The sequence below is a fragment of the Paenarthrobacter sp. NPDC090520 genome (assembly GCF_044769205.1).
GTDB lineage: Bacteria > Actinomycetota > Actinomycetes > Actinomycetales > Micrococcaceae > Arthrobacter.
The window spans coordinates 16,713-42,275 of record NZ_JBIVXM010000013.1; the positions used below are offsets into that span (position 1 = coordinate 16,713).

Sequence of the window (25,563 nt, forward strand, 5' to 3'; positions counted from 1 at the left end):
TTAGTCCTTGCCGGGACCGTCGTTGTTGCCATTCCCGTTACCGTTATTGCCATTGTTACCGGTCCCCGTAGAGGGGGCGGTGGACGGCGTGTTGTTGGACGGGGTGGAGCGCTGGGTCGGAGCCGGAGCCGTTCCAAGGAGGTTCGACGGCGGCTGCTGGAACGGGTTGGTGCCATAGGCCGGAGCCACGGACAGCATGTAGTTGGTGAACTGCGGACCGGCAATCATGTAACCGTCGATCGATTGGTAAAACTTGCCGTTCACCGTCAGGTTCCGGCCCGGGCGCGACTGGTCGCCGAGCGGGTCGCCGAACCAGGAAGCAGTGGCCAGGCCCGTGGTGTAGCCGACAACCCAGGTGGAACCGTTCGTGTCGTTGGTACCAGTTTTGGCGGCAACCGGGAAGTTCGCCTTGGTGGAGAGCGACGGACGGATCAACGAGCCAGAACCGGCGTTCAGCACTTCTTGCATTGCGTAGGCCACACCTCTTGCCACTTCAGGTTTGACCGCGTCCTTGCAGTTAGAAGACTGTGCTGGGAGGTCAGCACCGGACTGGTCCTTCACCGAGGTGATGGCAATCGGCTCGCAGTACTTGCCGTCTGCGGCGAACGTTGCGAACGCGCTGGCCATTGTCAGCGGTGCTGTCTGGGTGGAACCGATCAGGTTGGCAAGCGTGGTCATAGTGACCTTTGGGTTCGGATCGGTGATCTTGCCGGTGTCATCCCGTGCGGGAAGCCCGCCGTGGATGCCGGTTGCGTCGACAATCTTTTGGATTCCGCAGAGATCTACCTGAGCAGCCGACGCAAATGTCGCGGTGTTGATGGAGTTCATGAGGCCGTAGAGAACTGTCATGTTCCGGTAGTAACCCTCATCGGAGTTCTGCAAGTCGAAGGTTCCGTTGGTGGCGTCATACCAGCCGACAGTGGGCGTATCGCAGGTGTTCTTCCACGGGAAGTTTTGGGGGTACCGCCGGACCGAAGCATTGATGTTCGTATTCATCGACTTGCCCTCGTTCAACCATTCGGCGAACGTGAACGGCTTCATCGTCGAACCGGGCTGGAACCCGCCGATGCCGTTGAGGTCATTGCCCTTGGCATCCATGACATCAACATTGAAGTTCTGGGTTTGATCGAACTTTCCCTCTTGTGGAAGCCACACGGTGTTTTGGGCCATGCTGACGATCTGGCCGGTGCCCGGCTGGACGGAGGTAATGGACGCACCCCACTTGTCCGGGTTTGCGCCGGCGGTGCCGTCTACCTGCTGCTGCGCAACGGCCTGGGCTGTGGGATCGAGGGTGGTGCGGATGGTCAGGCCGCCGCGCTGGATTCGCTTGATGCGGTCTTCCTGGGTATCACCATAGGCAGGGTTATTGAAGAGCAAGTGCAGCACATAGTCACAGAAGTACGGAGCCATGGTGGCGTAAGCGCAACCCTGGCGGGCCGGCGTGACCTTGGTGGTGACTGGTGTGGCCACAGCTTCGTCGTGCTCAGCCTGGGTGATCTTCTTCTGGGCGAGCATCGCGTTGAGCACCAGGTCGCGCCGCATCTTGGAACTGTCCGGGTTGGTGATCGGATCGAACGCGGAAGGGCTGTTCACAAGGCCGGCCAACAGGGCAGCCTGTGGAAGTGTCAGGTCCTTGGCCGTGGTGCTGAAGAAGAACTTGGAAGCAGCCTCGATACCGTACGCGTCACGGTTGAAGAAGACAATGTTGAGGTAACCCTCAAGGATCTGCTCCTTGGAGAACTTTTTCTCCAGCGCGATCGCGAGCTTCATTTCACGGAGCTTGTCGCCGACGCCCTTATTAAGGCCATTGAGCTTGACGTCTTCGCTGTTGCCTGATGCCACAAGTGACTCGTTGATGACGTTGTTGACGTACTGCTGGGTGATGGTGGAGGCGCCCTGCTTGTTACCGCGGACCGTGCTCACCAAGGCTCGCATAATGCCGGTGGTGTCGATGCCGCCGTGCTCATAAAAACGGCTGTCCTCAATGGCGATGACAGCGTTCTTGATGTACGGGCTCATCTGGTCCAGCGGAACCTTGGTACGGTTCTCCGCGTAGATGGACGCAATGGGCGATCCATCCTTGGCCAGAATCGTGGTGTTCTGGCTGGGCGGGTCCACTTGGAGTTCCGCCGGGAGTGTGTCAAAGAACTGGATGGAACCACTGGCGGCACTGCCCGAGACGGCGGCGGCCGGGACCAGGAGTCCAGCCACCAGGACGCCACAAATCGCGCTCACGCCAAGGAAACCGAGAATCTTTCCGAGGGTGGTGGCAGTGTCGAATATGGGGTTCTTGCGAGTCACCATGTTTTCCACTTTACCGGCAAGGGCTAGGCTTTCTGTCATGACCAAATGGGAGTACGCCACGATTCCGCTCATCATCCATGCCACAAAGCAGATCCTGGACCAGTGGGGCGAGGACGGCTGGGAGCTTGTACAGGTCGTCGGTGGACCCGATGGCAAAGGCCTTGTCGCATACCTTAAAAGGGAGAAGCAGTAACCATGACCACCCCCGCAGAAACCACGTCTGCCGCGGAATCCGGCGCTCCTACGTCCGCCGTTGAACAGCGCCTCGCCGAGCTCGGACTGACCCTCCCCGAGGTGGCCGCTCCGGTTGCCGCTTACGTTCCGGCCGTCGTCTCCGGCAACTACGTTTACACCTCCGGACAGCTGCCCTTTATTAACGGCAAACTCGAAGCTACGGGCAAGGTCTCCACCGGGGAACTTGGCCACTCCGACGAGCCCACTGTGGACCCCGAGGACGCCAAGCGCTACGCCGCTGTTTGCGCCATCAACGCCCTCGCTGCGGTAAAGAGTGTCATTGGCGACCTCGACCGCGTCACCCGGATCGTCAAAGTTGTTGGATTCGTCTCATCGGACCCGACGTTCACTGGCCAGCCCGGCGTCATCAACGGTGCGTCCGAGCTCCTGGGCCAGGTCTTCGGTGACGCAGGCAAGCACGCACGTTCCGCCGTCGGCGTTTCCGTCCTGCCGCTCGACTCGCCTGTCGAGGTCGAGCTCATTGCTGAATTCAGCTAAGGAACCGGTTCACCCAATTGCCGCAACTTGCTCGTCGCCTGTTTGTCTTGCCTCCGGAACTCGAAGGCGCAGCACAGAACTGGCTTGAACTTGGTGAGCGGACCCCCAGGGCCGCCCGCTACGCATCATCTGTTGTCCTTTTGCGCGATTCGCCCACCGGCTTGGAGACGTGGCTGGGTTACCGGCCCGGCTCCTCGCCGTTGGGCGTTCTCGCGTTCCCCGGCGGGTCCGTGGACCCGTCCGACGACGATCCGGTCGGCTGGATTGGTCCCTCGCCGCAGCATTGGGCTGAGCAGATGGGAACGGACGACGTCGGACTCGCCCGCCGCCACGTGGTGGGCGCCATTCGGGAACTCTTTGAAGAAACCGGCGTCCTCCTCGCTGGCCCGGACGCTTCCTCAACAGTTGAGGCCAACTCCACCGTTGAGTGGATGAAGGCCCGTGAAGCTGTAGCGGCCCAGGAAAAGTCGTTTACCGAGGTACTGGCCAAGCGCGGCCTGTCGCTGCGGACCGATCTCTTGAAGCCGCTGGTCAACTGGCTCAGCCCGGATTTTGCGCACTTCCGTTTCAACACCCGCTACTTCGCTGCTACGGTCCCCATCAACCAGCAGCCCAGCATCCTGGGCAGCAAGGGCGTGTGGGGCCGCTGGGTGAATGCCGCAGAGGCCATCTCCCTCCGGGAAACCAGTGCCTTGGGTGACGAGGTGGCCCAGGCGAACACGGTTGGACTCACCCTCGGGCAGCTTCTGGTCCCCGGTTCGGAAATCATGCTGGAGAAGATGGCCCACGCCAACGGCTGCATCGCGTACCTCAGCTACAAGCGCAAGGCCCATGTGTACCAGCCGCAGTTGGTGGACCGGGCCGGGGAGCTCATGCTCGAGGTCGAAGCCGCCCGAACGGTAGCCGGCGAACCCCAGCGCGAACGCTAACCCCACCCCGGACGCTCTCTCACGACACCCCGGTTTGGGACGGACGCTCTCTCACGACACCCCGGCTTGGGACGGACGCTCTCTCACGACACCCCGGTTTGGGACGGACGCTCTCTCACGACACCCCGGTTTGGGACGGACGCTCTCTCACCGCCCGCCAAACGCACAAAAAGCCGCCCCGGTTCAAACGAACCGGGGCGGCTTTCTCGTTGTAAGTCCTAGCGGGAGCGCTGGCGCAGACGCTGCATGTCCAGAATCACCACGGCGCGTGCTTCCAGGCGCAGCCAACCGCGCTGGACGAATTCGGCCAGTGCCTTGTTGACTGTTTCGCGGGAAGCGCCCACCAACTGGGCCAGTTCCTCCTGCGTGAGTTCGTGGGCGACCAGCACGCCGTCGGTAGCGGGGCGGCCGAAGCGGTCTGCAAGGTCCAGGAGGGCCTTGGCAACACGGCCGGGAACGTCCGAGAAAACGAGGTCGGACAGGGAGTCGTTGGTGCGGCGCAGGCGGCGGGCCAGGGCCTGCAGCAACTGGGCCGAAACCTCCGGACGGGTGCGGAGGAGGGAGTTCAGGCTTTCGTTCTTCAGGCCTGCCAGGCGCGTTTCGGAAACTGCCGTGGCGGTTGCCGTGCGGGGGCTCGGATCGAAGAGTGCCATCTCGCCGAAGAGTTCGCCCGGGCCGAGGATGGCCAGCAGCGACTCGCGGCCGTCAGGTGACGTACGGCCGAGCTTCACCTTGCCGGAAACAATGAAGTAAAGCTGGTCACCCTGGTCACCTTCGCGGAACACCGATGCTCCACGTGAAAGGTCCACCTCGGTGAGTTCGTCCGTCAGCAAGCGGAATGCGTCGTCGTCAAGGGTGGCGAAGAGGGGTGCGCGGCGCAATACCTCGATGTCCATGAAGTCTCCTGAGAATAAGTTTCGGTCGTGGCGCTTCAGCCATTGTTTCAGAATTTTTAGTGTTCTGTGACGTACTTGGCACGCGAAACGCTGAAAACACGCGGATTTCGTCCTCCCTTGCCTGAGTTGGCGCGCAACAGGAGGCCATGAACTGCACCCTATCGTGACCGGACTAACGGAATCTTGTCAGGGTGCCCCTCTAGAATTGGCGCTACCCGGCTATGAGGAGCATTGGTGTTTGGCTTGACCATTTTGGATTTGGCATTGATTTTGATGCTGTTGTCCTACCTGATCTATGGCCTGCGCAATGGCTTCCTGGTGACGCTCGGCGGTATAGCCGGATTCATTGCGGGCGCCATCGCGGCGTTTATCGCAGTGCCGCTGGTCAGCGGCTGGGTGAGCGACAGCGGCTGGAGGCTTACCGCAACGGTGGGTGCCGCCGTCGTGCTTATCGCCTTGGGCCACGGGCTGGGAACCATGATCGGCCGCCGCATTCGACACGTAGTGCGGCTCAAACCGCTGCACGCCGTGGATCGCCTGGTGGGTGGCGTGGTCAGCGTGGTTGTTGCTGCCTTGGTGATGTCAATGCTGGCGTTCAGCATCAGTTCCTTGGGCGTGCCGTTCGTTTCCCAGCAACTGGCCCAGTCCCGCGTGATCCGGTACATCGACTCGCTGACGCCCACTCCGGTCAAGAGCACCATGGCGCAGTTGCGGTCCACGGTGATCGGCGACGGCATCCCCAAGTTGATCGAAGGCTTCGGCTCCGCCACTCCAGTCCAGGTTCCCAACGCCTCAACCGACACCCCGGCCCTCAACCAGGCCGCCCGGTCCGTGCTGAAGATCGCGGGCACGGCTTTCGAATGCGGACAGAATCAGACGGGGTCCGGCTTTGTTGTCTCGCCGGGCCGTGTGGTCACCAATGCGCACGTGGTGGCCGGCGTGGACCAACCGGTGGTGGAAGTGCCCGACGGCGGCGCGTTGCCGGGTCGGGTGGTCTACTTCGACCCCCAGCGGGATATCGCCGTGCTGGCCGTGGACGGGCTCTCAGCCTCGCCTCTTGCGCTGAGTTCGGACCTGCCTGACGGCAGCCCGGCGGCTTTTGCCGGTTACCCCCACGGCGGGCCGTTCCAGTCGAAGCCGGCGACTGTCGAGGGAATCGCCACCGTCCTGGTACCTGACATCTATGGCAGCAACCCCTCGCCTGAGCAGGTCTACAAGCTTGCGGGCGACGTGCAGCCGGGCAACTCCGGCGGTCCGCTGCTCACCACGGATGGCCAGGTTGCTGGTCTGATTTTCGCCAAGACAACCAGCAACGAAGCTCTCGGTTTCGCGTTGACCATGGAGGACGTGCAGCCCGTCGCTGCCCAGGCGCCGGGCCTCAGCAACCCGGTGGGCTCCGGCCAGTGCACCCGCAAGTAGTCCGCACCCTCTCTCACCAAATCACCCTTTTTCCCGGACCATCTCTCACATAATGGGTGTTTTTCCCCAACCCTCTCTCACTAATTGGGCGCAATTCACGGACGCTCCGGCACCGCTATAGATTGGGTGCCATGACTCAAGCCACTGAAGCCGGCCGCGGCACCATTCTTGTTATCAACGGCCCCAACCTGAACCTCCTGGGCACGCGCGAACCCGAGAAATACGGGACCTCCACCCTGGCCGATGTTGAGCAGCTGGCTTTGTCCGCAGCCGAATCGCACGGACTGACGGTGGATTGCGTCCAGTCGAATCACGAGGGTGATCTGCTGGACGCAATCCACGCGGCGCGGGGCACCGCCGTCGGGATCGTCATCAACGCCGGCGCCTTCACTCATACCTCTGTGGCACTTCGTGACGCGCTGGCCGCTGTCCAACTGCCTGCCGTCGAGGTCCACATCACCAACGTCCACCAGCGTGAGGAGTTCCGCCACCACTCCTACCTGTCGGGTGTTTGCCAGGCGATCATCGTTGGTGCAGGCGTGCTGGGGTACAAACTGGCCATCGATTACCTCGCGGAAACCGTCTGAACCTGCACTGGTGAGAGAGCGTCCGGTGAAAGCGGGCGTTCGGTGAGAGAGCGTCCGTCCGAAAGGGCGGTTCTGTGAGAGAGCGTTCCCTGGGAGGGGCGGTTCGGTGAGAGAGCGTCCGGTGAAACGGGCGGTTCGGTGAGAGAGCGTCCGAAGGGGGGGCGTTCGGTGAGAGAGGGTCAGAGGGCGGTCAGGCGGAGCAGGATTGCGTGCTCGGGGTGGAGCACGGGCATCGGCAGCCCCACCTCGCCAAGGAACCGGCCGCTCGCCTCGGCACCGGACGCCAGCCAGGACACCGGCTGTGCCTCGATCACGGTGTGGCCGTAGTCGGCGTCCACGGGTGTGGGGAACAGGAGCTCCACCCGGTAGGTCCGCGACGGATCGAGCCCCGGCAGGGAAACCCGTCCTACCTGCTCCGCGAACGATGTCCGGGTCTTGACTACAGCGAAAAGTGCCGCAGTGGCACCCGCCGGGATGCCGCCGTCGTGCTCTGGCGCCACCACGCCGTGAACCATGAGTGACTCGTCCGGCGCATCCGCGCGGACCGCCAGGCCGCTGTGGATGAGCGCCCGGTGTTCCTTGTAGAGCGAGATGAACAGCTTGAGTTCTTCCCGTTCCGCGCCGGTGACCGAGCGAACGTCCCACTCCATGCCGAAGTGGCCGAAGAACGCTGTGATGGCACGGAACGAAAGGTCGTGTGTGCGGGCCGTCGTGTGGGACGTCGACGGACCGATGTGGCCGCCAACCAGCTCAGGTGGCACCACCATGCCCGTCCAACGCTGGATGGTTTGCCGTTCCAGGGCGTCGTTGCAGTCCGAGGCCCATACACGGTCCGTTCGTTCCAGGATTCCCAGGTCAACGCGGGCACCGCCGGAAGAGCAGCTTTCAATTTCCACGGAAGTATGTGCCTCGCGCAGGGCATCGAAGAGCCGGTAGGCGGCGAGCGTCTGCTCATGAACCGAGGCACGGCCGGAATGACCGTGTTCCAGCAGGTCCCTGTTCTGGTCCCACTTGAGGTAGCTGATCCTGTTGTCGCGAAGCAGCGCATCGATCCGGTCGAAGACGTACTGCCAGGCTTCCGGGTTCACAAGGTCGATCACATGCTGGTGCCGCCACTCGACGGGCAGCCGGCCCCCGTCTTTGTAGGACGAGGCCGACGGACCCACGATCCACTCGGGATGAGCCCTCGCGATGTCCGAGTTGATGCTGATCATTTCCGGCTCCACCCAGAGCCCGAATTCCATGCCATGAGCGGTCACGGCTTCGATGAGCGGCGTCAAACCGCCAGGCCATACGGATTCGTCCACGTACCAGTCGCCCAGCCCGGCGTGGTCGTTCCGGCGCCCGCGGAACCACCCGTCGTCGAGCACGAACCGCTCAACGCCGAGGTCCGCTGCAGACCCGGCCAGCTCGATCAGCGTTTCCAGGTTGTGGTCGAAGTAGACGGCCTCCCAGGTGTTGAGGACCACCGGCCGGGGACCGGCAACGTGATGCGGCCGGGCGCGGAACCAGCTGTAGAACGCCTCGGTGATACCGTCCAGGCCCCGGTCCGAGTACGCCGCAAACAATGCCGGTGCCGTGTACGTTTCACCCGGTTGCAGCACCACTTCGGCAGGGCCCAGGAGTTCCGAGCCGCCGATCGTCGTGCGGCCATCGCCCACGCGGTCTGCGAACTGCTCGTGGTTGCCGCTCCACGCCAAGTGCGTCGCCCACACCTTGCCGTGTCGGTTGCCGAATCCCGCCGTCCCCGCGGCGAACAGCAGCGAGGAGTCATGTCCAGTGCGCCCATGCCGTCCGGTCCGGACCCATGTGCCTTGCTGGATGGCGCGTCGCTGTGGGTGCCGCTCCCGGCACCAGCGCCCGGTCAGGTCCAAAAGTTCGACGGCGTCCGGTGCCACCGGGAGCACGGTGGCAAGCTCGTCCACCTGGAAAGGCGACGTGCCGTCGTTGGTGACCGCGTTGCGCATTTCCAGTAGCCCGCCCGGATGCAAGGTGAGGTGGCTGGTCACGGTGATGCCGGCGTCGGGGTCTGACTGGACAACGACGGCGGTGTTGCCGTCCGCCGTCGCGCTCACCACGCGAAGGCGAACCGAGAAGTCGAAGCCGGGCATGCCGTCCGTGACGCGATGCCCGCGGAGACCTGGCCGCCCCTGCCACGACGACGACGCCTGGGGGATGAGCCCGGCCGGGACATTGGCGTCCGCGGACGACGGCGGAATGGGCTCGTTCAGGATGGCGAGGTCCGGAAGCGTCTCGCCAAGATCGGCTCCCCAATGGGAAATCTCAGCTTCGCCGCGGTGGGTGCTGATGACCAGGCTGGTGCCGGCGGAACGAAGGTGGAGCGGTTGCATGCGTGGGGTCTCTTTTCGAAAGATGTGTGGCCTGCTCTGCGCGCTAACCCGAAGGTAAAGCGCGCAGAGCAGGCCCGGCAAGGGTTACTTGAAGAGGTTGTTGACCTGTGTGTTGGCTTCCGTCAGAGAGGAAGCGGGCTTCTTGCCGGAGAGCACTGCGTCCATGGCGGGCTTCATGATGCCGTCCACCTTGGCAGCCTTGTCCGCGATCGGGAACAGGAACGTGGTGCCGTCCTTCACATGCGTGGTGAAGGCGGAAACATCGGTGCCTTTGGCCTTGAAGGCTTCTGCGGCCTTGTCGGAGGAGCTGCTGATGGCCGGGAAGACCACAGCCTTGCTGGCTACGACGTCCTGGCACGCGGTGGAGCCGAGGTATTCAACCCACTTGACGCTGGCGGCAGGGTTCTTGGTGCCGGCCCACACGGAGTCCGCCAAGCCGTTGAACATCGAAGCTCGCTTGCCGTCAGCGCCCTTGGGGGTCGGAGCGATGGCCGTCTCGATGCCTTTGTAGGTCTTGTACTGGCCGATCAGCCAGTCGCCGTTGGAGTTGATGGCGGCTTTGCCTGCGCCGAAGCTGTCCGGCATGCTCGCACCAACAGTGGTCTCAAGCTTGGGCATGTAGCCCTTGTCGATGAGTCCGGCCCACCAGACGATGGTTTCCTGGAACCGGGCGTCGTCGTAGTTGAACTTGGTGCCCCACGGGTTCTTGTCCGTGGCGGTCCAGCCGGTGGTTGCGGTGAGGAAGCTCCACTCCGTTTGTCCTTGGCCGGATCCGCTGCCGGTCAGGCCGAGGCCGTAGGTGGCGACGTTGTTCTTGTCGAAGCCTGCCTCGTCGCCGCGCTTGCCGTTCTTGTCCACGGTGAGGTGTGCAATGGCCTTCTCGTAGCTGCCGCCATCCTTCGGGTTCCAGTCCAGGTTGGCCATCTGCTCTGCCGTGATCCCGGCAGCTTCGGTCATGGCCTTGTTGTAGAACAGGCCCACGGTGTCCCAGTCCTTGGGAAGTCCGTAGCGCTTGCCGTCCTGGCCAACCCAGAGCTCGGGGAGGCCCTTGGTGTACTGATCGAGCTTGATGCCATCCTTCTCTACGGCCTCATCCAGGGGCAGCAGTTGCTTTTTGGCGGCGAACTCCGGGTATTTGGACAAGTGGTTGGTGAAGACGTCCGGGGCGGTTCCGGCCACGAAGCCGTTGGTCAGCGTAGTCCAGTAGTCGTCCCAACCGCGCTGGGTGATCTTCACCTTGATGTCCGGGTTGGACTTGGTGAAGTCGTCAGCGCACTGCTGGTAGGCGGGAAGCTGGTTGGCGTCCCACAGCCAGTAGTTGATCTCGCCTTTTGCCTCGGAGGATCCTGCGCTGGAACCACCGCAAGCGGACAGGGTGAGGGCTATGGCCGCGGCAGCAGCGGCGACGCCGAGGGTTTTCTTCATGGTGGACCTTTCAGGGTTTTGAGTGGGGGAGTTACTTAATTCCGGAGAATCCGATGGAGTTCACAACCTTCTTGCCGAAGGCGATGAAGAGGATGAAGATCGGCAGGGCGGCCACGAGGGTGCCGGCCATGAGCCCGGACCAGTCCAGGGCGCCTTGCGGGGATTGGGACTTGAAGACGCTCAGGCCCACGGTGAGCACGCGGACGCTTTCGTCCTGCCCCACCAGCAGCGGCCAGAAGTATTCGTTCCACTGACCGATAAAGGTGAGCAACGCCAGGGTGGCGATGGGGGCTGCGGCGTTGGGAAGCACAATCTGGAAGAAGATCCTCAGGTGCTTGGCGCCGTCGAGCATTGCCGCCTCCTCAACTTCGCGTGACATCCCAAGGAAGAACTGGCGGAGGAAGAAGATGGCAAAGGGGGTCATGAACAAGAACGGAAGCGTCATGCCGGCCATGGTGTTGAGCAGGCCGAGGTTCTTGATCATGAGGAAGTTGGGCAGCGCGGTGAAGATCGGCGGGACCATCATGGTGGTCAGGAAGAGCCCAAAGACTTTGTTCCGGCCGGGCCAGCGGAGCCTCGCGAAAGCGTAGGCGGCCATCGCGCTGAAGAACACCTGGCCGACTGTGGTGACGGTGGCGAAAATGATGGAGTTGCGCAGGTAGAGCCAGAAGTTGATGGCGGCTCCGGAGCCACCCTCGGCGATCGCTTCCTCGGTGCTCTGGAGGCCGAGAACCCGTTTGAAGGCACCCCAGCTGAAGTCGGCCGGCAGGAGGTTGCCCGCGTTGGAGGCCAGGGCACTGTTGCTGGACAGCGCGGTGCGGAGCATCCAGAGGAAGGGGGCAATGGTCACGGCGAGGGCGACGGCGACCAACACCCAGGCACCGATGCGGCGCCAATTGACGGGCTTCTTGCGGGACGTTTCGCGCGGGAGGGTTGCAGTAGTCATGGGGGATTCCTTAGTCCAGATCCGATTCGTTGCCCTTGAGGAACTTCATCTGCAGGAAGGCCACGATGGCGAGAATGATGAACAGGATCACGGAGAGGGCGGAGGCGTAGCCGAAGTCGGACTCGCCGAAGGCCTTTTGGTAGATGTACATCTGGATCACGCGGGATGCGTTGACGGGGCCGCCGTTGGTGGTGACGGCAACGGTGTCGAAGACCTGGAAGGAACCGATCACGGTGACGACGAGGACCAGGACCAGCACCGGGCGGAGCAGGGGAAGGGTGACGCTCCAGAAGGTCCTGGTGGGCGACGCGCCGTCGAGGTTTGCCACCTCATAGAGATTGCTCGGAATAGCCTGCAGGCCGGCGAAGATCAGAAGTGCCGTGTACCCCATGTGCCGCCACACGTTGACGAACGCGATGGTGGGAATGGCCCATTGCTCACTGCCGAAGAAGGCCACGCGGGGGAGTCCCATCCAGCTCATGACTTCGTTGACGATGCCCAGTTGGTAGTCAAGCATCCAGAACCAGAGCAGCGCGACAATCACGTTGGCCACCAGGAACGGCAGCAGCAGGGCGCCCCGGATGAAGGTGGATTTGGCGACCCGGTGCATCAGGAGGGCCAAGCCCAGGGCGATGACCGTCTGGAATCCAATGTTGAGGACGACGTATTGAAGCGTCACTCCCATGGCATTCCAGAAGAGTTCGTCGCCGAAGATCGCCGTGTAGTTCTTGATTCCGATCCAGGTGGGTTCGCCGAGGATGCTGTACTCGGTGAAGCTCAGGTAGATACCGCGGATGGTGGGAATCAGGAAGAACGCCACGAAGCCGACGACGGCCGGAAGGATGAAGAAGATTGCGATCCTCAGGTCTCCCAGTCGGCTTGCCAGGCTGCGTTTGACGGGTGCGCTCTTTGGCCCTTGGCTGCGCCGAGAGCGCTCTGATGCGCTGCCCGGCTGCTTGGTTAGCGTGGTCATCGTCGACTCTTTCCTAGCTGTGATGTGGGTTACAACAGACTCAGAATCTACACGAGTAGATTCAAACTTGGCAAGACTGTGTGGTGAAAAATGTTTATTTCTGTTCGATGTGTTGACTCGTGTAGATTTCGCTGTCAGACTCTAACGCAATCCCGTGAGGGCCATCACAAGCCGCTGCCCCAGGGCAGCTCCAAGAAAGGCAAACAATGACGTTTTCGATCGGTGTCCTGGGCGCAGGCCAGTTCGGCAGCCAGTTCGCACACCTGTTCAAGCTCCACCCGGGGGTCTCCGAGGTGTACGCGGTGGATGAGTTGCCCGAGCGCGCAGCAGCGGCGCAGGAGCGTTGGGGCCTGGACGGCGTGTTGGCCACCTTTGAGGAACTGTTGGCGTCCGACGTCGATGCCGTCGCCATTTTCACGCAGCGCTGGACCCACGGTCCGCTGGTTGAGCGCGCCCTCCGCGCCGGGAAGCACGTCTACTCGGCTGTGCCCATGGCGATTTCCGAGGAGGAAATCGGACGCATCATCGAGGCAGTCCGCGAGACCAAGCTCGTCTACATGATGGGTGAGACCAGCTACTACAACCCGGCCACCGTCTACGCACGGAAGCAGCAGGAAGCCGGGAAGTTTGGCCGGATCTTCTACACCGAGGGCGATTACGTCCACGACATGGACCTGGGCTTCTACGACGCCTACCAATACAGCGGGGGAGAGCGCTGGAAGGAAACGGCGAGCTACCCGCCCATGCTGTACCCGACGCACGCCATTGGCGGGGTCCTGGGCGCAGTGCCGGGGCATGCTGTCAGTGTCAGCTGCATCGGAGTCAAGGACCAGCGGAACGATGGTGTCTTCGACAAGGACGTCAGCATGTTCGGCAACGACTTCTCGAACGCGACGGCACTGTTCGAAATGAACGACGGCGGTGCGATGCGCACCAATGAGATGCGGCGCGTCGGATACCCGTCCCACATCCGCGAATCCCGTTTCCGTTTCTTCGGTACCGAGGCCAGCTTCGAGCAGCTCGCCACCACCACCGTGTGGCAGGACAAGGAGTCCGTCACCGATGTTTCCGAACAGGTGGAAACCAAGCCGACCATGTCCCTTGACGATCCATCGCTGGCGGAAGTTGCGCCCGAGCTTCGCGATGCCTTCATCTCAGGCCTGGCCCCGGTCCATGACCATGCCCGGCTCCCGCAGGAATACCTGGGTGCCCCCAACGGGCACGAGGGCAGCCATCAGTTCCTGGTGGACGACTTCGTCACTGCCGTCAACAAGAATGAATTGCCTCCCGTGAACGCCTGGGTTGCTGCCCGCTACACCCTGCCGGGAATCGTTGCGCACCAGTCCGCACTGCGTGGTGGCGAGCGCCTGCCGATCCGCGACTTCGGCGATGCCCCCGCGATGTAGCTAGCATTTACCCCATGACCACATCAGCTGTACAAACCCCGCGCGGACCGGTGACCCGCAAGGACGTTGCCCGGTACGCCGGGGTGAGTACCGCCGTCGTGAGTTATGTGGTGAACGGAGGGCCCAAGAACGTGGCCCCGGCGACGGAAGCCAAGGTGCGCGACGCCATCCGGATCCTCGGGTACCGGCCCAACGCCGCAGCCCGTGCGCTGAAGCTGGGTTCCAGCGAAACCGTGGGCGTTATTGTCCCCGATAACACCAACCCGTTTTTCTCGCTCCTGGCGCACGCTGTGGAGGAAGCCGCTGCGGCGCTTGGTTTCGGGATGGTGCTGGCCAACTCCGACGGAAGCCTGGCCAAGGAACGCCAGAACATCCGGAACCTTGCCGCGCGCCAGGTGGACGGGGTGTTCCTGGCCAGCTGTGTCTTTGATCCCGACTTGACGGATCTTGAAGCCTCAGAGATCCCGTCCGTCCTGCTCAACAATGCTGGTTCGCCGCCCGGGTTTACCAGCGTTGGCGTGGACCTCGAGGCCGGCGGACGTGCTGCCGTGGAACACCTGATCGGCCACGGACACACCAGCATTGGCTTGGCCATTGGCACCAACACCGGCAACCAACTGGACGGTCGCGAGGTGGGCTGGCTCGGAGCACTGCGCGACGCAGGGCTGCCGGACGGACCCCTGCTGCACAGTCCGTTCAGCCGGGCCGGCGGTTACGAGGTTGGCAAGCGGTTCCTGGCCATGGCCAACCGGCCCACTGCGATCTTCGCGAGCAACGACATGCAGGCCATTGGGATCCTGCGGGCGTTGCATGAAGCCGGCGTGCAGGTTCCCCGGGAGATGGCGTTGGTGTCCTTCGACGGTTCCATCGATTCCGAATACACCTGGCCCGCGCTGACCACCGTGGCGCAGCCCGTCAACGCGATGGCCGAGGCTGCCGTCCAAGCGCTGGTTGGGGAGGGCCGCGGTGGGGATCGCGTGCACAGCATCCTGCCGACAGAGTTGATAGTTCGCCAGTCCTGCGGCTGCCCCTAGCGACCCTCTCTCACGGAATCGCCCGTTTTCCCGGACGCTCTCTCACGGAATCGCCCGTTTTTTCGGACGGTCTCTCACGGAATCGCTCGTTTTTTCGGACGGTCTCTCACGGAATCGCTCGTTTTTTCGGACGGTCTCTCACGGAATCGCCCGTTTCCCCGGACGCTCTCTCACGGAATCGCCCGTTTTCCCGGACGCTCCCTCACGAATGTGCCCCTTTCGCCGACGCTCGCTCACTTTCGTCAGAAAAGTGAGAGAGGGGCGGCCGGGAAGAGGCCACAGGTGAGAGAGCGATTGGAAAATTGGGTGGTTTGGTGAGAGAGCGTCCCCAGGGAGGGGTGGTTTGGTGAGAGAGCGTTCCTGGGGAGGGGTGGTTTGGTGAGAGAGCGTCAGGAGTCCGTGTTCGCGTAGCGTTCCGGGCGGGCGAGGACCTGGCTGATCTGGGCCGTGCCCGCGGCAACGGCCAGGCGGACGAGCAGGAACCCGGCAGCGAACACCGCACCAATGGTCAGGAACACCACAGGCTGCGTCAACAGGACCATGCCCGTCAAAGGAAGCACCAACGCCGCCGCTGCAGCAGCGGAAATCCCGGCAACCAGGAACAAGGGTGACATCACTGCCCTGACCCGCGCAGCGACCATGAGTTTCCGGGGCATCCCCACGCGGTCCAAGGCAACGAGCGTTGACGCCCGGTCCAGGACTGCGGCTGCCTGGTTCACACCGGCCGAGCACGCAACCATGAGGAACGAACCCAGCAGCGTGATCATGATCCCGGTGTTGATATCGCGTACCAGCAGCGCGGTTTCATCACCCGCACTTCCACCCATCGTGTCCGCTACCGCCATGCCCACTCCCACGAACACGCCCACAAAACTGGTCATCGCGATGCCCCCAACTTGCCGCCACGACTCCTTCGGGCTTTCCAGGACGGTCCGGGCGGCCAACAGTTGCTCCGGTCGGCGAGCCCGTTTCAGTTGGGCGGATGCCCGTAGGCGCAGGACCCAGGGCCCCATCAGGTTCAGTGCCAGCAACGCCAGACCAAAGCAGCCACCCATCACGGCAATGATCACGATGAAAGCGCCAAAGCTGCTGAGCATCCCCATCGCCACGACCCCGACGACCACCACCAAAGCCGCCACCAGCCCGCGGACCCAGTGCGCGCCGTCGGCCGTTTGCCTGGTCCGGACGCCAAGCGGCGTTACCACCACCTTCCTCAGTCCCAAGGCGGCACTGACCGCCGCGAGGAGGCAGACGGCGGCGATGCACATCAGAATGGCGGGGAGCGGCAACCAGGCGTAGGAACCGATGGCATGTCCCCGGAACTGGATCAGCCCAAGGAACGGCGCCACGCACGCGTAGAGCCCCGCACCCGCCACGGCGCCGATTGCCGCTAGGACCGTGGACTCGATGACGGTCATCCACACGACGGTTGCGCTGTTGGCGCCCAGCAGGCGCAGGGAGGCCAAGCGGTCATCACGACGGCGGGCGGCGAGTCGGGCTGCCGAGGCGCCGAGCGTCAGCAACGGAACTATCAGGAGGACCATCGCGACGACGGCCAACGCTTGGTAGGTGCCGGCGATCGCGTCATTCCATGACCAGAAAACCTGCGAGCCCCCGGCCACGGTGAGCAGCAAAGCGGTGACCGTGCCGAAGGCCAGGACGGGAAGCCCTGCGTCGCGAAGGCCCGACTCTCGCAAGCCTCCGCTGCTGCGGGCTACGTAGGGAGTCAGCCGGATGGCCATGCCGAGGCTAGACATTGAAGGCTCCCTTGAAGTTGATGGGAGCCGCAGCAGGAGAGGGTGCCACCGACCCGGCGCTGTCCGCTACGATCCTGCCGTCGCGAAGCTCAACGATCCTGCCACAGCGGGCAGCCACGTTGGGGTCGTGGGTGACCACCAGCAGCGTCCTTCCGTTGGCGGCCACCGATCGCAGCAAGACCTCGAGGACCTCGCCGGAGGTGGCCGAATCCAGGGCGCCGGTCGGTTCGTCGGCGAAGACCACCCGGGCGCCCGTTACCTGTGCCCGGGCGATCGCCACCCGTTGGACCTGCCCTCCCGAGAGCTCGCCGAGGCGCCGCTGTTCCATGCCGGCCAGTCCCAAAGCCCCAAGCCATTCGGCAGCGCGTGCTTCGGAAGTCCTACGGTCCGTTCCATTGAGCATGAGAGCCAGCGCAACGTTCTCCACGGCTGTCAATTCCGGCAGCAGCATTCCCTGCTGGAACACGAAACCGAATTCCTCGCGGCGCAGCTTCGACAACGCGCCGTCGCTGAGGGAGTCCAGGCGCAGCGGCGACGAGGGGGTCTGCAAGGTGACCGAACCGGCGTCGGGCCTTAAAATTCCGGCGAGGCAGTGCAGGAGGGTGGTCTTGCCGGAACCAGAGGGACCGATGATGGCAATCGACTCGCCCGCCTGCGCCGTGAAGTCGACGTGATCCAGGGCAATGCTGCCGGGGTAATGCTTGGTGAGTTGCTGGGCGTGGAGGATGGCGTTCATACATCCAGCATGTCCAAAGCGCGGGGGCGCAGGCGTCAACCCGGTGGCTGAACTACGAGGGATGCCCTCCACCCGCGGTATGAGACCCAACTGAGGGACAGCAAACGGCGCATTGAGCCGTCAATGGAGCGCTATGTGTCCCCTAGTTGGGGTCGGCAGGCGCGATCCGCAGCTTCGCCACATTGTCCTCCAGCAAACGCCGGGCGTCGTCGCCAAGGAGGGAGTCCGTGATGAGTTCGTCGGCCTCGTCCAGCCCGGCGATCGAGGCGATTCCCACCACACCCCACTTGCTGTGATCCGCCAAGACAACAGTGCTCCGGGCAGACGCCATGAACGCCCGGTTGGTCTCCGCCTCCAGCAGATTCGGGGTAGTGAATCCCGCGTCTGCATCCATGCCGTGGACGCCCAGGAACAGGGCATCCAGGTGCAATTGCTTGAGCGATGCCGTGGCAATCGGACCTACCAAAGCATCCGAAGGGGTCCGCTCGCCGCCGATCAGGATCACGGTGGAGCCAAAACGTCCGGGCCCCGAGGACGAGCCGTGATGAAACAGATCCGCAATGCGCACAGAGTTGGTCACCACGGTAATCCGAGGCCCATGCACCAGCTCCTGCGCAAGCGCCCACGTGGTGGTTCCGGCGCTGAGCCCGATCGCCATGCCTTCCTGGACCAGCGAGGCTGCCTCAACGGCGATGGCGTGCTTCTCCACGGTCAGCTGGGTGGACTTGAGCTCGAACCCGGGCTCGTGGGTGCTGGCATCTCCGGGTAGCTTGGCACCGCCGTGGATGCGCTCAACACGGCCGATTTCCTCCAGTGCCTCGATGTCCCGCCGCACGGTCATGGGGGAGACCCCCAGCAATTGGGCGAGGTCCGAGACGCGCACCACGCGCTCACGCTGGACGGCGTCGATGATGGCGGAATGGCGTGCTGCCTGGAGCATCAGGACCTTTCTGGGGAGCCTCGTCTGGGGTGGGTCTGGCTACAGTCTAGGGCGCACGGGCGTCCGTCAACGGAATAAACGACGACGGCGTCGCTCACCACCGGGGGTGGGCGACGCCGTCGGGTGCTGTGTGGAAGCCGGGACGCTACTTACGGAGCGATTCGGCGATTTGGGTCATGATCGAGGGGTCGGCCAGGGTGGTGGCGTCGCCGGTGTCGCGGCCTTCTGCGATGTCCTTCAGGAGGCGGCGGACGATCTTCCCGGAGCGGGTCTTGGGCAGTTCCGGAACGATCAGGAGTTGCTTCGGTTTGGCGATCGGGCCGATTTCCTTACCCACGTGATTGCGCAGTTCCAGGACGGTTTCGTCGCCGTTGTTCACTGCGTCGCCGCGGAGGATGACGAACGCGACCACGGCCTGGCCGGTGGTTTCGTCCGCGGCGCCGACCACGGCTGCCTCGGCCACGGACGGGTGGGAGACCAGCGCGGATTCGATTTCGGTGGTGGAGAGGCGGTGGCCGGAGACGTTCATGACGTCATCCACCCGGCCCAGGAGCCAGACGTCGCCGTCTTCGTCCTTCTTGGCCCCGTCACCGGCGAAATACATGGCCTCGAACCGGGACCAGTAGGTGTCCTTGAACCGTTCCGGGTCGCCCCAGATACCGCGGAGCATGGAGGGCCAGGGCTCGCGGACCACGAGGTAGCCGCCTTCACCGTTGGCCACGGAGGCGCCGTTTTCGTCCACGACGTCCACGGCGATGCCGGGCAGCGGGACCTGTGCGGAGCCGGGCTTGGTGGCCGTGACACCGGGCAAGGGGGCGATCATCTGCGCGCCGGTTTCGGTTTGCCACCAGGTGTCCACGATCGGGGCGGGGTTCTTCTTCTTTTCGCCGTTCTTCCCGGCGTTGCCGCCGATGACTTCGCGGTACCACATCCACGCTTCGGGGTTGATGGGTTCGCCCACGGAGCCCAGGACACGGATGGAGGACAGATCGTACTTGCCCGGGATGTCCCGTCCCCACTTCATGAAGGTCCGGATCGCGGTGGGGGCGGTGTAGAGGATGGAGACTTTGTACTTCTCCACGATTTCCCACCAGCGGCCCTGGTGCGGGGAGTCGGGGGTGCCTTCGTACATGACCTGGGTGGCGCCGTTGATCAGCGGTGCGTAGGTGACGTAGGAGTGGCCGGTGACCCAGCCGACGTCGGCGGTGCACCAGTACACGTCGGTGTCCGGGTGGAGGTCGAACACGGCCTTGTGGGTGTAGGCGGCCTGGGTGAGGTAACCGCCGGTGGTGTGCAGGATGCCCTTGGGCTTACCCGTGGTGCCGGAGGTGTAGAGGATGAAGAGCGGGTGCTCGGAGTCATGCCCGACGGCGGTGTGCTCGGTCCCAGCGGCGCCCACGGTCTCGTCCCACCACAGGTCGCGGCCTTCGACCCAGTTGACGTCCTCGCCGTTGCGCTTGACCACCACCACGTTTTCGACGGTGTGTCCTTCTTTGGAGAGGGCTTCGTCCACGGCGGGCTTGAGGGGGGACGGCTTGCCGCGGCGGTAGGTGCCGTCGGCAGTCACGACGAGCTTGGCTTCGGCGTCCTCGATCCGGGACCGCAGCGCGTCCGCGGAGAAGCCACCGAACACCACCGAGTGCACAGCGCCGATCCGGGCGCACGCCAGCAACGTGATCACGGCCTCGGGGATCATGGGCAGGTAAACGGCCACGCGGTCGCCCTTGGCCACGCCCAGGGCCTCGAACGCGTTCGCGGCCTTCTTCACCTCTTCGGTGAGTTCAGCGTAGGTGTAGGTTCGGGTGTCTCCGGGTTCGCCCTCGAAGTAGATCGCCACCCGGTCACCGAGCCCGTTCTCCACGTGCCGGTCCAACGCGTTGTACGCGGCGTTGACCTCACCGCCCACGAACCACTTGGCAAACGGCGGGTTGGACCAATCCAACGCCTCCGAGAAGTCCTTGTCCCAGGACAGCAACTCACGGGCCTGCTTCGCCCAAAACGCGGGACGGTCCGCGTCGGCCAAGGCGTACTCATCAGCCGCTACCACGGCATCCGCCGCGAACTCAGCCGACGGCGCAAACTTCCGGTTCTCATGAAGAAGGTTTTCAAAGGCCTCGACATGGGGTGCCTGTCCGCTTCCAGCAGTCGTCGCTGCAGCGGTGGCCGTGGATCCGTTGGTGTCCTGGGACATGGTGAACCTCATCATTCATCGATCTTTGCTGCGCAGACACGGCCTCACGGTCCGCGCCCGGGCCGGGTTCCGGCGTCGTGCTTGGGTCCCGCGAGCCGCGCCGCAGTGCTGTCCGCCCTCAACACTATCGCTTTGGGAGGTCCTACGTGTGCGTGGTCACAAACCCGCCAGTAAGCGGTACAGATTCGGCGCCGAACGGCGCCTTCGCTGCCGGGGAACCGCTTACATGACGACGACGGCGGCAGGTGCTTTCGTCGTCGGGCGTCACAGTCTCCCTTGACTGTCTGTAAGGCACCTTGGAGTTAGCTGAGGGCGAAGCCGAACGGCCGGTTTCAGCTAGAAGACTGTCTGTGGGGTGGCATAGGCTGAATAAGTCTTGGGGACGCCCAGAGGCGTGTCAGGTTGTGCCGCCAGATCCTGCGGATGACCGGTCCGGACTGTCCAAGACGACGCCGCACGAAGGAGATAGAGATGAACCAGCTGAGACCAGGCCCAAACGAATCGCAGACTGCGGGACCGGACACCAAGGCTGGAACTGCCACCCCGTCAGGCAGCCAGGATGCTCCCGGCGCAGCCGCCAAGTACGACGCCGTCGTGGGTCCTTTCACTGTTCGCGACCTCACCGTTTTCGGTTCCGTGCTTTTGATGTTCGTTGCTTCCCTGCTGCCGATGTTCGGCGGGCGTTACAACCTTTGGAACCTGGGCAACCTGTTTTTCCTCCTCCTGGGAATTCTCTTGCCGTTGATTGTGGCTGCTCTGTTCGTGGCGCGCCGCCTGCAGCCGGGAACCATTGTTCGGGTTGGGTCCCTCTCGATTGACCAGTTCGCCTCCGTCACGGCTGCGTTCTCCCTTCCTTTGTTCTTCCTGACAATTGCTGACTCCTTTAACGGCGGGGTGTTGTTGGGATTGATCGGTTCCCTCGGACTCCTTGCCGCAACGGTTTTGGGGCCGCACCTGCCATTCCTGTCGGCAGACTTCAAGGGCCGCGCCGACGTTCCAGCCCATCTCATGGCCCGCCCCGCCGCCGTGCCCACCCGCAAGCCGTCGGCTCCCAAGGAACCGAAGCCGGCGAAGGAAGGAAAGTCTTCCCCGGGATTCTCCATTCCCGGATTGCGTGGTTCCGCGCCGAAGCAGTCAGGTGAGGCTTCCGGCGTCGTGCATTCGGCGGACTCGCGTGGGCAGGCGTCAGCCCCCGCTTCTTACGGCGCCACTGCTCCGTATAACGGTCAGATGCCTTATAACGGTCAGGCGCCGCACGGTGTCGGTACGCCGGTGACCCCTGGCGCGGCCGCTGCGGGTGCAGCCACGCATGCAGCGGCACAGCAGGCCCAGGCACCGCAACCGGGTCAGGTACCGCAGCCGGGCCCCGCGACATCGGGTTCGCCGGCAACCCAGGCTTCGCCCGCCGTACCCCGGAGTGGAGCAGGACAGCCAGCCCAGCAAGGAACGGTTGCCCAGGAACAGGCAGCAACCCAGCACGCTCCCCAGCAGGGTGCGGCGACGCAGCACGGTGCGCAGCAGGCCGCAAGCCAGGAGGCCCGCACCGAGCAGGCCGGAGCCCAGCAGGGTACGGCAGCCCAGCAGGCTACGGTAGCCCAGCAGGCCGGAGCCCAGCAGGGTACGGCCGCCCAGCCCCGGACCGGCGCGCTGCAGGGTGCCGGATCCCAGCCCGAAAAGTCCGAGTCGGCACAGGAAGCTGCAACAACGCAGCACGCCGCGCAAGCCCCGGCCGCCCAGCAGGCCCCGGCCCAGCAGGCCCCGGGCGCCCAGCAGGCGCAACCGGCTGCAACTCAGCCCGAGGCACAGCAGCCTTCCGGTGAGCGTTCCTGGGCTGCCACCATGGCAACACCGATTGTCTCGCAGGACACCCGGGCAGTGACCGACTCCATCGGCGCTACGGTTGACCCCGCAAGCCGTCCCGAGGAATCGCACGACGCTCCGCATTACGAGGCTTTCTGGTTTGCCGTAGGCCAGCCCCGGACAGCTTTCGATGAACGGACAGGCGCCCCCGCGTTCGTGATCGAGCCCGGTGGGTGGGTCCTGGCGCTGGAAGACCGCGGCCACGAATTCCTGGTACAGGACACCGACGGCAAGGTTGGGGTCCTGCGGGAACTCAGCAACATCGAACGCGGCTAGGACAGTACACCGTGGCCATCACCGCAGCTGGTTCACCGCTCGCCGTCAAACGCCGGGCCCGCAGGATCAACAAGGTCCTCGCGGAGAAGTATCCGTACGCCCACGCTGAATTGGATTTCCGCAATCCGTTCGAGTTGGTGGTGGCCACGGTCCTGTCCGCCCAAACCACCGATGTCCTGGTCAACCAGGTCACCAAGATCCTCTTTGCCCGGTACCCGGACGCCCGGGCACTGTCCGAGGCAGACCCCACGGAGCTGGAAGCCATCCTGCAACCCACGGGATTCTTCCGGGCCAAGGCGCGCAACGTCCTTGCCCTCAGCACGCGGCTGGTGGATGAGTTCGACGGCCAGGTGCCGGGCCGCCTCGAGGACCTGGTGACCTTGCCCGGCGTCGGACGCAAGACGGCCAATGTGGTCCTGGGCAATGCCTTCGGCGTCCCGGGCATCACCGTGGACACCCACTTCGGCAGGCTGGCGCGCCGCTTCGGATGGACGGAATCGGACGATCCCGTCAAGATCGAATTCGACGTAGCCGACCTTTTCGAACCACGGGATTGGACCATGTTGTCCCACCGGGTGGTCTTTCATGGCCGCAGGATCTGCCACGCCAAGAAACCCGCATGCGGAGCGTGCCCGGTCGCCAGCCTCTGCCCAAGCTATGGCGATGGCGAGACGGACCCGGTCAAGGCCGCCAAGCTCCTGAAGTACGAGCTCGCACCCGGCAACGAAGCGTTGCTGGAGCGATTGCTCGCCGAGACCCACCGTGCGGCCGAGATCCGCATGGAATCACAAAGGAGGCCTGTTGACGGCGTTTGAGGACCTGTCCGCCCTGGTGGCCCGCTATGAATCGGGTGACGGAGGGACCTCCGAGCATTGGACCAAGCTGCCAGTCAGCGAGGAGACCAACAGGGCTGCGGCCGTGCTGATGCTCTTCGGCAAGCTGGACAACATCCCGGCCGAGTCCGATCGCCCCATTGCGCCTGCGGACCTGGACGTGCTCCTCCTTGAACGTGCCCACACCCTGGATGACCACCCCGGCCAGGTGGCCTTCCCCGGTGGCAGCGTCGATCCCGAGGACGAATCAGTGGTAGCCGCGGCGTTGCGCGAAGCTGTCGAAGAGACGGGCCTGGATGTCGACGGCGTCCGCGTCCTGGGCGTGATCCGGGAGTTGGGACTTATCCGCAGCAACTTCCGGGTGACACCCGTGGTGGCCTGGTGGGATGCGCCTTCGCCGGTCCGCGTGGTGGACTATGCCGAATCCGCCCAGGTTTTCCGTGTGCCGGTGCGGGACCTGCTGGATCCGGTCAACCGCGTAACGGCCACCATCAGCCGCTTCGGACGAACCTACACCAGCCCGGGCTTCACCGTGAACGGACTCCTGGTCTGGGGTTTCACGGGAATGGTGCTCAGCGGCCTCTTCGATGAGCTCGGCTGGACTGTCCCGTGGGACGAAGGCAAGTTCCACGACGTCGATCTTTAACCCCCGGTCCCGCCGCAGCGGGTGGGCTGTCAGGCTGCCTGCCGTGCCGCCGTCGAACGGTCAACAATCAGGCCGGTGGCCGCGTTCTCACGGACCGCATTGATGCCGTCCACCACGCCTTTGAGGTGCTTGAACGTAGGCGATTCGGCTACCACCGTTCCGTCGGCCGCGGTGAGGCGGAACCGGTAAGCGTCGTCGCCGTCCTTGAGAATTTCAAACCTGCCAGCCATCGTTGCTGCCCCCTCGTCAATGCGTCATTGCATGCGTCTCGCGTGCGCTTGTGTTGTGCGCCACACAGAGACCGTATCCAGAAGGAGGAGCGAATTAAAGTTACTTCCGGGTACCCGTCACGGAACGGTCATTCTCCATCACAAAGCGCTATGTGACTGGTCGGAAGGCCGGTCGGAGGCTAGTGTGCCCGGGGCGATTCCGGCCCGGAGTACGCGGCGCGGTTCAGGGATCGGCGAGGTGCGGAGTGCTTCCCGAACGGTCGTTTCGGCCTGGTCCAGGCGCCGCTGTTCCATGGATCTCAGCTCGTGGATGTCCGCCGGATCCAATCCCGGCTGTCCGGCCAATCCCGACAACCAAGCCAGGCTGGCCACACTGTCGTGCTGCTCTCCGAGGGCCCGCTGCAGGGTCATCGCGGCCTGGATGATGGTGGAAGCCTCGCTGCCCACGGCCCCGGCGATCGCCTCCACCGCATAGCGGAGTCCCTTGATGTCCTTCCGGGCCTGATGGAGTTGTTCGTTGCGCCTGGTTCCGGCCGCCGATGCCCACCGGAGGCTTCCCTGCGCCGTTTCCCAAGCCACCTGCAGCAGGGCGACGGCGGCGTCAAAGTGGGGAGCGCTGCTTTTGTCCTGCTGGGTGGGCCCAGTGAATATGGCCCGCGCTGCGGCGTCCAGGGTTTCCTTCGCCCGCGGATCCGCAGCGATGCGCCGGGCAATGCTGTTGCTGCTACCGACCAGGCCTGAAACGGCAGCCCGGAGGGCATCCGCTGAGACCCACGCGACAGGCGCATCCAGCCACAACGTCATCCGTTGGGACAACACGTAGTCGTCGCGGGCCTCTCCGAGGGACCGGGCCAGCCAACGGATGTCCTTCCGGGTGCTTTCCGGAACCCGCGGAAGGTGCACTCCGTAGCAGGACAGGACGGAGCGCAGGCGGCGCAGGGCGAGTCGTGCTTCATGGAGGGCTTCCTGGTCCGCAGCGGCAATGAGCGGCAGGCAACCGTCCAACTCCGCGAGTTGGAGGGCCAGATACGCATCCAGGGAATCCCGGACCTCCGAGTCCATGGAGACAGTTTCCCGCCGTGCGGCACGGGT

The 25,563-nt window shown here is 64.0% G+C and carries 22 protein-coding genes; 10 read left to right on the forward strand and 12 right to left on the reverse strand.

Features of this window, described 5'->3' with window-relative positions; genetic code table 11:
• A complete protein-coding gene (locus tag ACIQTZ_RS15820) occupies window positions 1-2,304 on the reverse strand; it encodes a transglycosylase domain-containing protein (RefSeq protein ID WP_402982173.1) in 2,304 nt (767 codons plus the stop codon).
• Between the two features lie 37 nt (window positions 2,305-2,341).
• On the opposite strand from ACIQTZ_RS15820, the gene ACIQTZ_RS15825 reads away from it, so the two are divergent.
• Genes ACIQTZ_RS15825 through ACIQTZ_RS15835 form a run of 3 tightly spaced genes read left to right on the forward strand, consistent with a single transcriptional unit; the run spans window position 2,342 to window position 3,965 of the window.
• Window positions 2,342-2,497, forward strand: a complete 156-nt coding sequence (locus ACIQTZ_RS15825; protein ID WP_011775990.1) for a DUF4177 domain-containing protein — start codon at window positions 2,342-2,344, stop codon at window positions 2,495-2,497.
• A 2-nt stretch (window positions 2,498-2,499) separates the two neighbouring features.
• Window positions 2,500-3,036, forward strand: coding sequence for a RidA family protein (locus ACIQTZ_RS15830; RefSeq protein ID WP_397326554.1), 537 nt, complete (start codon window positions 2,500-2,502; stop codon window positions 3,034-3,036).
• A 17-nt stretch (window positions 3,037-3,053) separates the two neighbouring features.
• Window positions 3,054-3,965: an NUDIX hydrolase gene (locus ACIQTZ_RS15835; protein WP_402982174.1), complete on the forward strand. Its 912-nt coding sequence runs from the start codon at window positions 3,054-3,056 to the stop codon at window positions 3,963-3,965.
• Window positions 3,966-4,183: 218 nt separating this feature from the next.
• Here the strand turns inward: ACIQTZ_RS15835 and ACIQTZ_RS15840 are convergent, their stop codons facing one another.
• A complete protein-coding gene (locus ACIQTZ_RS15840; RefSeq protein ID WP_003797871.1) occupies window positions 4,184-4,861 on the reverse strand; it encodes a Crp/Fnr family transcriptional regulator in 678 nt (225 codons plus the stop codon).
• A gap of 234 nt (window positions 4,862-5,095) precedes the next feature.
• Here ACIQTZ_RS15840 and ACIQTZ_RS15845 point away from each other — a divergent pair, with 234 nt between their 5' ends.
• On the forward strand, window positions 5,096-6,280 hold the full coding sequence (locus ACIQTZ_RS15845) for a MarP family serine protease (RefSeq protein ID WP_400337693.1): 1,185 nt from the start codon (window positions 5,096-5,098) through the stop codon (window positions 6,278-6,280).
• A 131-nt stretch (window positions 6,281-6,411) separates the two neighbouring features.
• Window positions 6,412-6,867, forward strand: a complete 456-nt coding sequence (aroQ, locus tag ACIQTZ_RS15850) for a type II 3-dehydroquinate dehydratase (RefSeq protein ID WP_400337696.1) — start codon at window positions 6,412-6,414, stop codon at window positions 6,865-6,867.
• Between the two features lie 179 nt (window positions 6,868-7,046).
• On the opposite strand, the gene ACIQTZ_RS15855 is transcribed toward aroQ, so the two are convergent.
• The 4 genes from ACIQTZ_RS15855 to ACIQTZ_RS15870 all read right to left on the reverse strand — a co-directional run bounded on the left by ACIQTZ_RS15855 (window position 7,047) and on the right by ACIQTZ_RS15870 (window position 12,562).
• Window positions 7,047-9,218: an alpha-galactosidase gene (locus ACIQTZ_RS15855; RefSeq protein ID WP_402982176.1), complete on the reverse strand. Its 2,172-nt coding sequence runs from the start codon at window positions 9,216-9,218 to the stop codon at window positions 7,047-7,049.
• 84 nt (window positions 9,219-9,302) lie between these two features.
• On the reverse strand, window positions 9,303-10,643 hold the full coding sequence (locus ACIQTZ_RS15860; protein WP_402982178.1) for an ABC transporter substrate-binding protein: 1,341 nt from the start codon (window positions 10,641-10,643) through the stop codon (window positions 9,303-9,305).
• A 31-nt stretch (window positions 10,644-10,674) separates the two neighbouring features.
• Entirely contained in the window at window positions 10,675-11,589 is a 915-nt protein-coding gene (locus ACIQTZ_RS15865) for a carbohydrate ABC transporter permease (RefSeq protein ID WP_402982179.1), read from the reverse strand.
• A gap of 10 nt (window positions 11,590-11,599) precedes the next feature.
• Window positions 11,600-12,562, reverse strand: coding sequence for a carbohydrate ABC transporter permease (locus ACIQTZ_RS15870; RefSeq protein WP_402982181.1), 963 nt, complete (start codon window positions 12,560-12,562; stop codon window positions 11,600-11,602).
• A gap of 206 nt (window positions 12,563-12,768) precedes the next feature.
• Here ACIQTZ_RS15870 and ACIQTZ_RS15875 point away from each other — a divergent pair, with 206 nt between their 5' ends.
• On the forward strand, window positions 12,769-13,968 hold the full coding sequence (locus ACIQTZ_RS15875) for a Gfo/Idh/MocA family protein (RefSeq protein ID WP_402982182.1): 1,200 nt from the start codon (window positions 12,769-12,771) through the stop codon (window positions 13,966-13,968).
• Between the two features lie 14 nt (window positions 13,969-13,982).
• Window positions 13,983-15,002, forward strand: coding sequence for a LacI family DNA-binding transcriptional regulator (locus tag ACIQTZ_RS15880; RefSeq protein WP_402949513.1), 1,020 nt, complete (start codon window positions 13,983-13,985; stop codon window positions 15,000-15,002).
• Window positions 15,003-15,391: 389 nt separating this feature from the next.
• Here ACIQTZ_RS15880 and ACIQTZ_RS15885 read toward each other — a convergent pair whose 3' ends face one another.
• The 4 genes from ACIQTZ_RS15885 to acs form a co-directional block, all read right to left on the reverse strand.
• On the reverse strand, window positions 15,392-16,759 hold the full coding sequence (locus tag ACIQTZ_RS15885; protein ID WP_402982183.1) for an FtsX-like permease family protein: 1,368 nt from the start codon (window positions 16,757-16,759) through the stop codon (window positions 15,392-15,394).
• Window positions 16,752-17,495, reverse strand: coding sequence for an ABC transporter ATP-binding protein (locus ACIQTZ_RS15890; protein WP_402982185.1), 744 nt, complete (start codon window positions 17,493-17,495; stop codon window positions 16,752-16,754). The genes ACIQTZ_RS15885 and ACIQTZ_RS15890 overlap by 8 nt, the downstream gene beginning before the upstream one ends.
• 142 nt (window positions 17,496-17,637) lie before the next feature.
• Window positions 17,638-18,435, reverse strand: a complete 798-nt coding sequence (locus ACIQTZ_RS15895; protein WP_402982187.1) for a DeoR/GlpR family DNA-binding transcription regulator — start codon at window positions 18,433-18,435, stop codon at window positions 17,638-17,640.
• A gap of 145 nt (window positions 18,436-18,580) precedes the next feature.
• Window positions 18,581-20,626, reverse strand: coding sequence for an acetate--CoA ligase (gene acs, locus ACIQTZ_RS15900; RefSeq protein WP_402982280.1), 2,046 nt, complete (start codon window positions 20,624-20,626; stop codon window positions 18,581-18,583).
• Window positions 20,627-21,097: 471 nt separating this feature from the next.
• On the opposite strand from acs, the gene ACIQTZ_RS15905 reads away from it, so the two are divergent.
• Genes ACIQTZ_RS15905 through ACIQTZ_RS15915 form a run of 3 tightly spaced genes read left to right on the forward strand, consistent with a single transcriptional unit; the run spans window position 21,098 to window position 24,241 of the window.
• Window positions 21,098-22,762, forward strand: a complete 1,665-nt coding sequence (locus tag ACIQTZ_RS15905; protein ID WP_402982188.1) for a hypothetical protein — start codon at window positions 21,098-21,100, stop codon at window positions 22,760-22,762.
• A gap of 11 nt (window positions 22,763-22,773) precedes the next feature.
• Window positions 22,774-23,577, forward strand: coding sequence for an endonuclease III (gene nth, locus ACIQTZ_RS15910; protein WP_400337365.1), 804 nt, complete (start codon window positions 22,774-22,776; stop codon window positions 23,575-23,577).
• On the forward strand, window positions 23,564-24,241 hold the full coding sequence (locus ACIQTZ_RS15915) for an NUDIX hydrolase (RefSeq protein WP_397325649.1): 678 nt from the start codon (window positions 23,564-23,566) through the stop codon (window positions 24,239-24,241). Before nth ends, ACIQTZ_RS15915 begins: the two co-directional genes overlap by 14 nt.
• A 29-nt stretch (window positions 24,242-24,270) precedes the next feature.
• Here the strand turns inward: ACIQTZ_RS15915 and ACIQTZ_RS15920 are convergent, their stop codons facing one another.
• On the reverse strand, window positions 24,271-24,471 hold the full coding sequence (locus ACIQTZ_RS15920; protein ID WP_397325648.1) for a YegP family protein: 201 nt from the start codon (window positions 24,469-24,471) through the stop codon (window positions 24,271-24,273).
• Between the two features lie 138 nt (window positions 24,472-24,609).
• Entirely contained in the window at window positions 24,610-25,533 is a 924-nt protein-coding gene (locus ACIQTZ_RS15925) for a CHAD domain-containing protein (RefSeq protein WP_402982190.1), read from the reverse strand.
• Window positions 25,534-25,563: the final 30 nt, after the last annotated feature.